The organism is Nostoc sp. UHCC 0302, from assembly GCF_038096175.1.
In the GTDB taxonomy this organism is placed as follows: Bacteria; Cyanobacteriota; Cyanobacteriia; order Cyanobacteriales; family Nostocaceae; genus UHCC-0302.
Map to the genome: position 1 here is coordinate 7,735,343 of NZ_CP151099.1, position 13,784 is coordinate 7,749,126.

Below are 13,784 nucleotides of genomic sequence, written 5' to 3' on the forward strand. Positions count from 1 at the left end.
CATGACGATGACACCTGTATACTTGCTATCTATTCCAGGAAATCCTGAGATTAAAATATCTGAAGATGAATTGCGATCGCCTAAAGAGCAGTGCCAAAAGCAATCACTACTAGGTGAAATAGAAGCTGAACTACATCAGAGTAAAGCTTATCGCCATGCTTTAGCTAGCTTGCAAGATTTGCTAGGCTTTTCATCTGAACAACTGAATATTTTGTTGAAAGTAGTAGGCAGAGAGGCAATTAATATAGCATTTCAGCGATTTACACAAAATGAACAAACGGTTGCAGATATTAAGCAACAAGTAGATATTACTGTTTCACCAAGTCTTGAACAAGAAAAACCCAGCAGCGTAGCAAGCGATAAACTATATTTAAACCCAACGTCTGCAAATACTAGCGACGGCAATTTGCCGTTAGAATCTCAGGTGTTAGCGAATACACCTCAAAATTCAATAAATGAGCTGAAAAATAGGACTTCAGCAAGACTTATAAAATGGCTCAAGCCAAAGAAGCAACCTTCTACAACAACTGAAATAACTAAACAAATAGTAGTAGCCGAACAACGTTTGGAAACTATGCGTCAAATCGGTGCAAAATTACGCCAAGCTCGTGAGTCTCAGCGTATTTCTCTGAGACAGCTTAACATTTATACTCACTTATCAATCTATCAAATGGAGGCTATAGAGAATGGCAAGTTAGATTTATTGCCAGAGGATATCTTTGTTCGTGGCTTTATTCGGGTGATGGGAAATGCTTTAAAACTAGATGGCACAGCTTTGGCTGCTTCTTTACCAGTACCTGAGAAAGTTAAATCAGTTTTGCCTTCTAGGTATCAGTCTCAAAATACTTCCAAAGGATTGGACTTGACAATCAAGCCAATGCATCTATATGTGAGCTATACAGCGCTTGTTGCTGGGGCGATGGGAGGATTGACATTGATATCACAGCAAGCATATTCTGATAAAACACTTAATTCAGATGTAGTTACTTTGCCTTCTTCAACTATTTCTAAGTCACCTGATAAAACTAACGTAACTACTAAACCAGGGATTAAGTCTAGCAGTGCGGGTATTAGTGTAGGAACAGATATTGCTCCACCAGAATCACTCTAGGGTACAAAATTTTTCTGCATTACTTTTACTTTAGCGATCGCTTTATGCTCACTGTTTAAACCTGGGGAATAACGAGGTTAACCAGAGTATTAATTAAGCGATCGCTTTCCATTGGCATCACTTCTTTGCCATGAAGTACTTCCATCGTTATGACGTATGACATCACAGTCCCGGCAAAAATCCGTGCTGTTGCCTCTAGGTCAGAAATCTTTAGTTCTGGATGAGAAGCTAAATATTGAGTTAGAGTCACAATCCCAACTTTAAAGCCATTGCGAATAAACGTTTGCGCTAAATTAGGAAAACGCCCCGATTCCGCAAACACTAAGCGGATGAAAGAGATATATTTTTGATCCTTCAATATTTGGTTGAGCAAACTTATTGCTAACTCTTGCAATACCACTTTTGGTTCCCCTTCTAGCATTTGGGAACTAAATAAAAACTCAAACCGTTCGCTCACTATTCGCTCTATTAAGGCTGTGAATAGTCCTTCTTTGTCTCGAAAGTAGCTGTACAGGGTTTGCTTTGATACTCCAGAGGTTGCGGCTATTCGCTCCATGCTGGTATCTGCATACCCATGCTGGAGAAACTCCTGCATTGCTCCCTGTAATATCTGTTCAGGCTTGCTCGTGTACTGAATATTGGGTAATGAAGGTAGTTCGTCCTGCAACTCAATGCTTGGAGAATTAATATCTGGGCTGATTTTAGTGCGAATCAACTGGCGGATTACAGCAGTCATTGGTACTCCCTGACGTTCTGACTCATCCTTGAGTAAAGAAAGCTCACTTTGATTGAGTGTGACTCTCAAGCTGTAATCTCTTGGCTGTTTCATTTTTGTATCATTTATTGTTCATTTTATGGAGTAAATATTTTACGTTATTTTTGATTAACAAACCATAGATATTCGGATATAATCTCGGATAATTAAAATAAATATCAACGCGATCGCACCAAAAATCCCTGAAATAGCAAACCATACAGTCTAGTTGATTAACTATCAATTAGGAATGTTTTAAGTTGGCTACAAACAAGTACTTTTTTTACAGTAGGAAATAAATACATACCGTCAACCAAACATCTGTTCAGATAAACTCACACGACTTACCTAATATAAAAATCTGATTAGATTCTCCTGTAGCTGACACAATAACAGTTGGACAAAGAGAAAAATTATGGCTCAGTCACTTTCGCCACCTCAAGAACCTATTGATAGTAGTGAATCAGCCAAACAAAAGCGCAAATTGTCTCCCAGGTTGCTAATTTTGTTGGTCTTACTATTAGCAGGAATTGGTATATCAATCTGGTATTTTCTCTCATCAAACTCAGAAACTAACGTTTTACGGGTAAGCGGTCGACTTGAAGGCTACGAAACTGATATTGGCGCGAAAGTTGCAGGGCGAATCGAGTCTGTAGCAGTGCGGGAAGGAGATGAAGTTCATAAAAATCAAGTGATTGTTCAGCTGGATGATGCAGAGATTCAAGCACAACTTCAGGGTGCGGCTGCTCGTTTAGATTCCATGAAAAAAGAAGAAGAACAAGCACGGCTGCAAATTAATCTTTTACAAAGCCAGATTTTGGAGAATCAGCTGAATTTACAACAAGCGCGGGGAGATGCCAAAGGACAGATTTTTCAGGCAGAGTCATCGGTAGCTTCATCACAGGCGCAATTAGATCAAGCGATCGCTCAAGCAGAACAAGCCAAATCTGAGTTGAAACTAGCGCAAATAAATCGCGATCGCTACGAGAAATTAGTAGGCGATGGAGCTGTCACCAAGCAACAATTTGACCAAGCTCAAACTAGCTTTGAAACTGCTTTTGCCACCCTCAAATCACGTCAAGCAGCAGTAGCTTCGGCTCGGAAATTAGTTAATTCTGCACAAGGTCAATTGACACAAGCCCAAAGCACAGGGTTAAATCCTTCCATTCGCAACGCCCAGCTAGCAGGGTTACGTACCCAATTGGCACAGACGCGCTTAAAACTAGCAGCAGCTCAAGCTAATGTCGCCAATGCTAAAGCCTCTCAGCAAGAGACTAAATCTAAAATTGCCGACCTCAAGGTTATCAGTCCGATTGAAGGCGTAGTTGTCAGTCGGAGTGTAGAACCAGGAGCCGTTGTTACCACTGGCAAAACCCTGCTGACAGTGATTAATCCCAATACAGTTTATTTGCGTGCTTTTATCCCTCAAGGAGAAATTGGCAAGCTGCGAGTCGGTCAAGAAGCTCAGGTCTTTCTAGATTCAGCCCCTAAACAACCCCTCAGCGCCAAAATTGCTGCCGTTGATACCCAAGCATCTTTTACCCCTGAGAACATTTATTTCCAGCAAGACCGAGTTAAACAAGTTTTTGGCGTCAAAATCACCATCGATAACCCCGGTGGATTAGCCAAACCAGGAATGCCGGCAGATGCTGAGATTGGTATTGCACCAACAAGGTGAGTGGGAGGTTGGGGGAGATTAGGGAGTCTTTTGAAACATAAAAGTTGAGGTTCAGAAGGTCAACATCGAGTCTCAGAAGCTCAATGTTGATGTTCAAAAGGTCAACGTCGAGCCTCAGAAGGTCAACGTCGAGCCTCAAAAGGTCAATGTTGATGTTCAGAAGGTCAACGTCGAGCCTCAGAAGGTCAATGTTGAGGTTCAAAAGGTAAACGTCGAGCCTCAGAAGGTCAATGTTGATGTTCAAAAGGTCAACGTCGAGCCTCAAAAGGTCAATATTGAGTTTTAACAAATGACCAATGACCAATGACAAATGCCCAATAACAAATGACAAACGTCGTAGTTAATGTCGAGAATTTATTCAAACGTTATGGCAAATTAGTCGCCGTTAAGGGAATAGATTTCGCCGTCAAGCAGGGAGAAATATTTGGTTTAATTGGCCCTGATGGTGCAGGGAAAACTACTACATTCCACATTTTAGGTGGAGTGATGGAAGCATCTGCTGGTAATATCCAGGTTTTAGGAAAACTACCCCGCGATGCTCGTCTAGCCATAGGTTATCTGACACAGCAATTCTCACTGTATCTTGACCTAAGTATTGATGAAAATTTACGTTACACTGCTGGATTGCATGAAGTTGCAGACAAGCTTTTTTGGCAGCGTCGCCATAAATATCTGCGATTAATGAGTTTGGAGAAATTTGGCGATCGCTTAGCTGGACGCCTCTCTGGTGGGATGAAGCAGAAATTAGCTTTGTGCTGTGCGTTGATTTCCCAACCCGAAATTCTTCTGTTAGATGAGCCGACTACAGGAGTTGACCCCGTATCGCGGCGAGAATTTTGGGATGTCCTAGCCGCCATTGCAGCGGAGGGAGTGACGATAGTTGTAGCAACACCTTATTTGGACGAAGCAGAAAGATGCGATCGCATTGCTTTAATGTATGAGGGAGAGATTCAGCAAATTGGTACTCTTTCTCAGTTGCGAGAGAGTCTAGGTTTACAACGATTAGAAGTTCGGACTAATCACATCGAAGCCGCTGAACAAGCATTACACAAAGCGACAAATAGTAAACAAACATCAATCATCGATGTGCAGACCTTTGGTGATCGCTTGGACGTACTAGTTAAAGATGCTGCGATCGCTTCGAGAGTAATTGAAACAATTTTTACTCAGCAGCAACTACAACTTGACAGCATTCAAACTGCTGACGCCACCTTAGAAAATGTTTTTGTCAGTCGCTTGCGTGCAGCTGGTAACGACCCAGAATTTATTCCTTTTCCTCGTGCAAGAAAGGGGATTGGTGATTGGGGACTGGGTACTAGGGACACTTCTCTACGAGAGGCTGCGCCAACGACAGGTTCAGTGCATCGCTGGGGGTTAAAAGGGCAAGGTAAACAAGAGGTACAAGGAAGAATTATTAAAGAAATTCCCTTGTCTCCTCTCAATCCACAGTTCCAAGTCACCAATCCCCAGTCACCAATCCCCAACCCCCAATTTCCAATCTCCAATCCCTCACCTATCGCTATTGGTGCAAATCAACTGAGGAAAGTTTTTGGCAACTTCCAAGCAGTTAAAGGTGTAGATTTGGAAGTTCGTTATGGTGAAATTTACGGTTTACTTGGAGCTAATGGTGCAGGAAAGACAACTACGATTAAGATTCTCTGTGGCTTATTAGAACCAACATCCGGCAAAATTTCTTTAGCAGGACAAACCCAGAATTTACGTAGCAGAAATGTGCGCCAGCGTATTGGCTACATGAGCCAAAAATTTACCCTCTACGATGATTTAACTATTATCCAGAATCTGGAATTTTACTGTGGGGTTTATGGTGTACCAACTCGTTTGCGTCGCACCAAAATTGACTGGGTACTTACAACCTGTGGCTTAGTCGGTAGAGAAAATCTGCTCACAGGACAACTACCAGGAGGATGGAAGCAACGAGTGGCTTTTGGTGCTTCTGTAATGCATGAACCAGAAATCTTGTTTTTAGATGAACCGACATCAGGAGTAGACCCTTTAGCACGTCGTCAGTTTTGGCGGTTAATTAATGAGTTTGCCAGATCGGGTACAGCAGTGCTGGTAACTACCCATTATCTAGAAGAAGCAGAACAATGCAACCGTATGGGATTTATGGTTGCGGGTGAAGTGGTAGCACAGGGTTCACCTAGTGAAATTAAAGCTTCTCAACCTGGTCAGTTAATCGAAGTAGTGATTGATAAAACTCAAAATGCCTCAAATTTACTTAAAACTCATTTAGCACCGTGGCGAGTGTCAATTTTTGGCGATCGCTTACACCTTGTTCTCGATCATCCTGACACAGAAATTCCTTTTATCCGCTCTATTTTACAAACAGAAGGGATAAATCTTTACTCTCTACGGCCTATTCCCTTTTCCCTTGAAGATTCATTTATTGGTATTGTGCAACGCACTGAAGAAAAGGAGGAGAAATAACTGACTCTTAACTCTTGTACAGACGCGTAGACGCTCGAAGAGCGGCTTCTCGTAAGAGTATAATTGCGTCTCTACGACTCTTGACTCTTTACTTTTGACCCATGAAAAGAATTTTATCTCAATGTCAAAAAGAATTGGCACAATTTCAGCGCGATCGCCTTACATTAGCGTTGGCATTTATATTGCCATTTATGACTTTAATCATCTTCGGTTTTGCTATCAGGCTAGAATCTAAAAATATTCCTTTATTCATAGAGGATTTGGATATTAGCCCTCTCAGTCGTGCTTACACTGAGCGGTTATTTGCTACAAACCAGTTTGAACCTATTAATAATATTAATTTATCGTTTTTCAATTCTTTTAAGACTTCAAAAGTTGAAATTCGAAATCCTCAAGAGTCAATTGATAAGGGCTTTGCAAAAGCTGCTGTAGTGATTCCACCAGATTTCAGTCGTCGGATTAAATCAGGTTTAGCTAGCACAGTACAGATTTTAGTTGATGGGACTGATGTTAATAATGCACGTATTATCAAAAACAGTGTGCAGGCAACGACAGGATTTTTTTTGCAGAATTCTGGTTTACAATCTTCGGTTGATAAAGTAGTTGCCCATATCCGTCTTTGGTTTAATCCTGGGAGAAAAGAATCTTTGTATATTGTGCCTGGAGTTTACGCGGTTATTCTCTGGATTTTTCCGTCACTGATAACAGCGATCGCAATGGTGCGTGAGAAAGAAAAAGGGACAATATTACAAGTCTATGCTTCTAATCTCAGCGCTGAAGAACTGCTATTAGGGAAAGCTTTAGCTTATCTACTCATTGGAGTTAGTGAAGCTTTATTGCTTATGGTAATGAGTTCAATAATTTGGCAATTATCTTTAGCAGTAGAGCCAACAACATTATTATTTGGCACATTATTTTTTTTAATAGATAGTATTATGTTTGGTTTATTGGTTGGTGTTCGTGCTGCTAATCAAAATTCTGCTATTCAGGCTGTAGCATTGCTTGGTTTTTTGACAGCTTTACTGTTATCTGGATTTATTTATCCAATTAGTAATATTCCGTTTCCACTTTCATTATTTTCTTATGTTGTTCCAGCGCGTTATTATGTTGAGATTACTCGTGATGCATATGTACGTGGCACTGGTTGGGCAGGTGTTTGGTTATCAATACTAATATTAATTATTTTAGGATTATTGTTATTTAATGCAGCACGTCAAATATTAAAGCGGATGCAGTTACCAGATTAATTTTACTTGATTTGTTTTGTCTCCCATTCAGCAATAAAATAACAATGAATTTTATTAAAAGGATTTTAGAAAGCCGATTTTTTAGTTTAGTAATTAAAGAATTTAATCAAATACTGAGGAGTAAAGAAACATTAGTATTATTAATAATTCCTCCGACAGTTCAAATGCTACTTTATGGATTTGCTCTTAATCCAGATGTACATTATATTAAATTAGGAATTGTTGATGATGCCAAAACTTATGAAAGCCGGGAGCTAATCTCAGCTTTGACTGAAAATAAAGTTTTTGTAGCTGAAAAATATCTATTTAATACTCAAGATTTAGGTGAGCAAGTACGACAGGGTAAAATTACTGCTGGTTTAATAATTCCACCTAATTTTAAACGTGATTTAGCTCAAGATAAACCTAGTGACATTCAAGTTTTAGTCGATGCTGTAGATGCTAATACTGCTGGAATAGCACAAGGTTACATAACTCAAATCATTAATCAGTTTAATCAAAGATTATCACCGAATCAAACACCACCATTAATTAGTACTCAAACAACTTTTCTTTATAATCCAGGACTAGCAAGTAGTTGGTTTTTTGTTCCAGGAGTATTAGGTTTAGTTTTAACACTCATTAGTTCCTTGGTTTCTTCAGTCACAGTTGTACGAGAAAAAGATACAGGGACGCTAGAACAATTATTAATGACTCCAGCAGAAGCCTGGGAAATTCTACTAGCTAAAATTGTGCCATTGTTTATTTTATTAATGGGTGATGTCATCTTAGCTTTGAGTTTGGCAAGATTAGTTTTTAGAGTACCATTCCAAGGAAATTTAGTTCTGTTTTTAGGCCTTTCAGGACTCTATTTATTTGTAGGAATTGGCATTGGAATTATGTTAGCAACGGTTTGCCGCACTCAGCAACAAGTTGTATTGACATCATTCTTTATTAATTTACCCTTGATTCAGCTTTCTGGTGCAATTTCTCCAATTGAAAGTATGCCTCTGGCACTTAAGTATGTGTCACTGCTGAATCCATTGCGTCATTACATAACAATTGTGCGAGGAATACTGCTCAAAGGAGTAGGCTTAGAAGTACTTTGGTTGAATGCGATCGCACTTCTACTCTTTGCTACAGTACTTTTGTCCATCAGTATTAATAGATTTCGTCGTCAACTGAGTTAGCGTGAATTTAATAGTTTGTATAAAATACATAAGAAATTAAAATGCATCCGTCATTGGATAGAGTTTGGAGTAACAAACAGTATTGTAAAATAGACATAAGTAAGAATTCGGGGGGCCATTTGACTGGTCATAAACGCCTATAGAGACTATATTTGGTAATTTGCAAGGTTTAAAATCCAGCCAGCTAAAGCAACTACAGCGGCTGTATCACCAGCGCATACCGGGCGATCGCATCACCACGCCTGAGTTTTCCCAGCGTCTGGCAGCAATTAGTACAGAAATTAATCAACCCGTTTGTGCCTACCTCAACCGTCGCGGACAAGTGATTCGCGTGGGGGTAGGCACACCGCGTCAAACGCAAATCCCACCGCTGGAACTACCCCGTTACGGTGCAGAACGACTCAGTGGTATCCGTTGTATTGCCACCAATCTCAAGCCAGAACCACCAAATGATGCGGCGCTGACAGCTATGGCATTACAACGATTAGATGCCCTGGTTGTGCTTAACATTACTGGCTCAGGATTTCAACGGCGGGGAGGCGGCGCGACTGGGTATGTCAAAGAAACTTATTTAGCTCATTTGATATCAAACACTAAACAGCTAGCCCTGACTCAGCATGGGCTAAACGCCACAGGAATTAATGCTCAAGATTCAACCTTATATTCCAGCGTATCGCCGCCTCTGAGCTTGGATATGCTGGCACAGGAAGATTTCATCGAGTTGGTAGAAGGCCTAGAAGCAGAATTCCAGCGGGAATTTATTGCTCAGGAAGTAGATGCCGACCACGATCGCGTGTTAATTGTAGGGTTATTCACCGAGCGAACAAATCCTCAGCAATTCCAAGACACTCTAGCGGAATTGGCAAGGTTAGTGGATACTGCTGGCGGAGATGTATTGCAAACAGTACAACAAAAGCGATCGCGTGTTCATCCTCAGACAGTAGTTGGTGAAGGAAAGGTGCAAGAAATCGCCCTAACTGCACAAACCCTGGGAGCCAATCTAGTTGTCTTTGACCGTGACCTCTCACCTAGCCAAGTCCGTAACTTAGAAGCGCAAATCGGTGTTCGGGTAGTTGACCGCACCGAAGTGATCTTAGATATCTTTGCTCAACGCGCTCAATCCCGTGCTGGGAAACTACAAGTAGAACTGGCACAGTTAGAATATATGTTGCCGCGCCTGACTGGTAGAGGTCAAGCGATGTCCCGCTTGGGTGGTGGTATCGGTACTCGCGGCCCTGGCGAAACTAAACTAGAAACTGAACGCCGTGGTATTGGAAAACGCATTTCCCGACTGCAACAAGAAGTAACCCAATTACAAGCACATCGTTCACGGCTAAGGCAACAACGACAGCATCGAGAAGTTCCTTCAGTAGCTTTGGTTGGTTATACCAACGCTGGCAAGTCTACCTTACTGAATACTCTCACCAATGCAGAAGTTTATACAGCCGACCAGCTATTTGCCACCCTTGATCCCACCACGCGCCGCTTAGTTATTCCTCATATCGATACCAATGAACCTCAAGCAGTTCTCATTACAGATACCGTAGGTTTCATACATGAACTGCCTGCATCTTTAATGGATGCCTTCCGAGCTACATTGGAGGAAGTCACAGAAGCGGATGCTCTATTGCATTTAGTCGATTTGTCTCATCCTGCTTGGTTGAGCCATATTCGCTCAGTCAGAGAAATCCTAGCGCAAATGCCAGTGACTCCTGGCCCGGCGCTAGTCGCTTTTAACAAAATTGATCAAGTGGATAGCGAGACCCTAGCTCTAGCTCAAGAAGAGTTTCCCCTAGCAGTATTTATTTCGGCAAGTCAGCGTTTGGGATTAGAAACCCTACGCCAGCGCCTTGCTCACCTGATTCAATATGCAGTTGATAGTAGATAAATGTTGAGCTAGTTAATTTAGCGTCAACAGTCCAATATTAGTACCCTGAATTTTAACTTAAGGGAAGGCGATCGCCTTCCCTTGTTGTTTAAAGATTATTAAATATTCCTGATAAGCTATTTTGCAAAGAAACTTGCACAATTACTCATAACGATTATTCAAAGTCAAAAGCTAAAACTTAATAGTTATTCTGAAATCTTTATTTTGGAATGCAACAGCTTAGGGTTTATCACAAATTAATCTTGGCATTAATTTCAGTTAAAAATGCTTTGAAGACAGCTTTCTAAATATAAACTTCTAAAAGTTCTTTCTTCACAGCTTCTTAATACAAAATCCGATTGATTATACTAGCTCCCTATTCTCTAGTAATGCAAATATGATTACTTTGTACGGCTGACATTTGCAGTTGCTAGAAAAAACAAAGGTTATCAAAGTAGATTTACTATCAACAAACATATTTATTTAAAAAATATCTAAAAAGCTTAAGTGTAAATACTAATAATACTTAATAAATACATAGAAGTTATATTTTTTATTTCCAAATTAAAGTTTTAAACAATCACTATAAATAGCGTAGACAATTAATATTTTTGTATGCCAATTTATACATTAGTAATGTTAATAAAAATTATTTTGAGACATTTTAAATGTTCTCAATATAAAACAAAGGAGTTTTAACCGAGTGTCTCAGCCATATTCCAAGAAAATAGTAGGTTATGTAACTTGCTGTGTATCAGCATTAGCTATGGTTACTGCTGGGCAAATATCCAAAGCAAATGCAGCCTCCATGACTTTTTCAGCCACAGGTACTAACCCAATATCAGGTGGAAACAGTACAGCCCTTGCGGCGAAAGCTGTCTTTGATGATTCAATAGCAGGTAAGTTGACACTGACCCTTACCAATACAGGCCCGGGTGCATCAGTCCCTTCTGATGTCTTAACAGGAATCTTCTGGGATTATGCTGGCTCTCCCTTAACAAGCTTAACTTTGTCTTCAGCAAAAGCTCCAACCGTAATTACGAATAATGTAACGACTGGAACTAATATCGATCTTACCAAGGTTGGAGGAAGTAAAGTTGAATGGGGTTTTGCAAAGACTACCGCTAGCAGTGGACTTGGTGGTGCTAGTGGCGTAGCTAACCCAGTAACTCAGCATTACGGTATTGGTACAGCCGGTTTTGGCATATCGCCTGGTTTGGGTCTTTCGGGTGGGCAGCAATTAAATTACGGTATTATTACTGGTTACGATAGTGCAAATCCAGCAGTGAATGGGGGGACTTTTATCAAGAACTCTGCTACATTCGTTTTTGCAGGGCTACCTACTGGCTTTGATTTAACAAAGATTCAGAATGTTCGTTTTCAGTATGGGACTGCTTTAAATGAACCTAGTACTTATTATATTGCTCCGCCACCTCCACCAAAGAAAGTACCTGAGCCTGGAGCTACAGCTGCTCTTGGCTTATTTGCTGTAGGTGCGCTGAGACTAACAAAGAAAAAGTCTCTAGTGGCAGCCTAAATAAACTTTCGTAGAAGTTGCACTGGAATATACCAGATGCAACTCTTAGAAGCACAAGGTTGCCAAACATATTCTCTATTAATCAATACCTTTGCCAAAATAAGAGCCTACAAAAATTTTGGCAAAAAGACTCATAAGCGACAAGGTAGTTTGAAAGATCAAACCCTTGATACTGCGGGCAATACGTTAAAAAATGCTTGCGGTAAATCTTTAAGGAATTTTTAAGACTTATTGTTTTGTCCAAACCTTTGAGAACAAGGCGTTAATACATCAACTCATCCTTGTAAATTGGCGAAGGTATTGTTAATACAAGGTGTGTATCTCCAAATCCTTTAAAACTCTTATAGAGTGAGCATCTTACCTGCTAATCTTAAATAATAGATATTTTATATTTAATAATCTTAGTTTATTTGAGTTAAAAGTTTAACTCTGATTTTTTAAAACTATTTAGCCACTTCTGAGGATTAAATCAAAACGTGATATGACACCTATAGTCAGTGGTAACGTTCTAAAATTAAAAAGTATTAAATCAAGTAGAGAAAGTTATGGCTGCAAAAGTAGAAATTTATACTTGGAGGACTTGCCCGTTTTGTATTCGTGCCAAAAGTCTGCTCAAAACCAAGGGAGTTGAATTTGTCGAATACAGCATTGATGGAGACGAGGCCGCAAGAGATAAAATGGCTCAAAGATCAAATGGACGCCGCTCTGTACCGCAAATTTTCATCAATGATGATCATATTGGCGGTTGTGACGATATCCATGCTTTAGACCGTCAAGGCAAACTAGATGAGTTACTCGCTTCTAGTAATAGTGTGTAGCTACAGAAGGTATTGCGATGTCTGTCAATCAGGAATTACCCATCTAAATGGTTGTGTTTCGGTAAATTGGTAAGATCATCAGGGCATAATCTAAATTGCATAACGATTAAGTTTTCTGGTGATTAAGGGAGAAAGCGTGAAACTAGCTTTTATCATTGATCCCATCCATCTACTTGACCCGTGTCACGATACTAGTGTTGCTTTAATGGAAGCAGCGCAAATCCTGGGACACGAAGTTTGGATAACTCAAGCAAATCTGCTGAGTGTGGTGGAGGGCAAAGCCTGGGCTGTCCTACAGCGAGTAGAACTTGTACCAGTGCAGTTGGTCGAGGGACGCTGGCTAGCGGCGAATCCTTGGTATAAGTTGAGCGCTCGTGCCTTAACTTCTTTAGAAACAATGGACGCCGTATTTATGCGGACAGATCCACCAGTCAATGATTCCTACCTCTATGCCACCTACATTCTGGATTACATTGACCAAAAGAATACTCTGGTGATTAACAGTCCTAGCGGTATCCGGGGGGCAAATGAAAAAATGTATGCCCTTCAGTTTACTAATGCAGTTCCAGAAACAATTGTTAGTGCTGATAAGCAGGTTATTAGGGAATTTGTCGAAGCCAAGAGAGCAACGGTTCTTAAACCACTGGGTAACAAAGCTGGGGAAGGTATTTTATTTTTGCAATCAGGCGATCGCAACTTCAATTCTATTGTCGAACTTAGTACCCTCCAAGGTAAAGTGCCAGTAATGGTACAGACGTATTTACCAGAGGCAAAAGCAGGAGACAAGCGAATTATTTTACTCAATGGGGAACCTATTGGTGCGCTCAATCGCCTTTCTAGCGGAACTGATTTTCGCAATAATATGGCTACTGGTGGCACAGTAGCTCAAACTGAGATTACCCCAAGAGAGTATGAAATTTGTACCCAACTAGCTGAACGCCTACGCCAAGACGGCTTAATTTTTGTGGGCATAGATGTTATTGGTGGCTACCTTACTGAAGTTAACGTCACCAGTCCTACCGGAATTCGCGAAATTGACCGTTTAGATGGCACTCGCCTTGCTCATCAGGTCATTCAGTGGGTTGAACAGACCTTAAGCAATTCAAAATTCAAAGTTCGTTTTTAAAAGTTTGCTAGGCGGGAAAACTGATAACA

Annotated in this window: 11 protein-coding genes; 10 read left to right on the forward strand and 1 reads right to left on the reverse strand. The window is 40.5% G+C overall.

The features are described from left to right. Position 1 precedes the first annotated feature (1 nt). Entirely contained in the window at positions 2–1,111 is a 1,110-nt protein-coding gene (locus tag WKK05_RS33520) for a helix-turn-helix domain-containing protein (protein WP_341527282.1), read from the forward strand. A 55-nt stretch (positions 1,112–1,166) separates the two neighbouring features. Here WKK05_RS33520 and WKK05_RS33525 read toward each other — a convergent pair whose 3' ends face one another. Further along, entirely contained in the window at positions 1,167–1,940 is a 774-nt protein-coding gene (locus WKK05_RS33525) for a TetR/AcrR family transcriptional regulator (RefSeq protein WP_341527283.1), read from the reverse strand. 340 nt (positions 1,941–2,280) lie between these two features. Here WKK05_RS33525 and WKK05_RS33530 point away from each other — a divergent pair, with 340 nt between their 5' ends. From WKK05_RS33530 to gshB, 9 genes are all read left to right on the forward strand, one after another. Beyond that, positions 2,281–3,543 (forward strand): HlyD family efflux transporter periplasmic adaptor subunit, encoded by a 1,263-nt coding sequence (locus tag WKK05_RS33530; protein WP_341527284.1) that lies wholly within the window; start codon positions 2,281–2,283, stop codon positions 3,541–3,543. Between the two features lie 324 nt (positions 3,544–3,867). Continuing rightward, complete coding sequence (locus WKK05_RS33535; RefSeq protein ID WP_341527285.1) at positions 3,868–5,991, forward strand: ATP-binding cassette domain-containing protein; 2,124 nt, start codon at positions 3,868–3,870, stop codon at positions 5,989–5,991. A 101-nt stretch (positions 5,992–6,092) separates the two neighbouring features. Then, a complete protein-coding gene (locus WKK05_RS33540) occupies positions 6,093–7,238 on the forward strand; it encodes an ABC transporter permease (RefSeq protein ID WP_341527286.1) in 1,146 nt (381 codons plus the stop codon). Between the two features lie 44 nt (positions 7,239–7,282). Beyond that, positions 7,283–8,407, forward strand: a complete 1,125-nt coding sequence (locus tag WKK05_RS33545; protein ID WP_341527287.1) for an ABC transporter permease — start codon at positions 7,283–7,285, stop codon at positions 8,405–8,407. A gap of 139 nt (positions 8,408–8,546) precedes the next feature. After that, positions 8,547–10,295, forward strand: coding sequence for a GTPase HflX (hflX, locus tag WKK05_RS33550; protein ID WP_341531260.1), 1,749 nt, complete (start codon positions 8,547–8,549; stop codon positions 10,293–10,295). Positions 10,296–10,977: 682 nt separating this feature from the next. Further along, a complete protein-coding gene (locus WKK05_RS33555) occupies positions 10,978–11,811 on the forward strand; it encodes an XDD4 family exosortase-dependent surface protein (RefSeq protein ID WP_341527288.1) in 834 nt (277 codons plus the stop codon). A gap of 36 nt (positions 11,812–11,847) precedes the next feature. Further along, positions 11,848–12,036, forward strand: coding sequence for a hypothetical protein (locus WKK05_RS33560; protein ID WP_341527289.1), 189 nt, complete (start codon positions 11,848–11,850; stop codon positions 12,034–12,036). 320 nt (positions 12,037–12,356) lie between these two features. Further along, positions 12,357–12,629, forward strand: coding sequence for a glutaredoxin 3 (grxC, locus tag WKK05_RS33565; RefSeq protein WP_341527290.1), 273 nt, complete (start codon positions 12,357–12,359; stop codon positions 12,627–12,629). Between the two features lie 136 nt (positions 12,630–12,765). Continuing rightward, a complete protein-coding gene (gene gshB / locus WKK05_RS33570; RefSeq protein ID WP_341527291.1) occupies positions 12,766–13,755 on the forward strand; it encodes a glutathione synthase in 990 nt (329 codons plus the stop codon). Positions 13,756–13,784 lie beyond the last annotated feature (29 nt).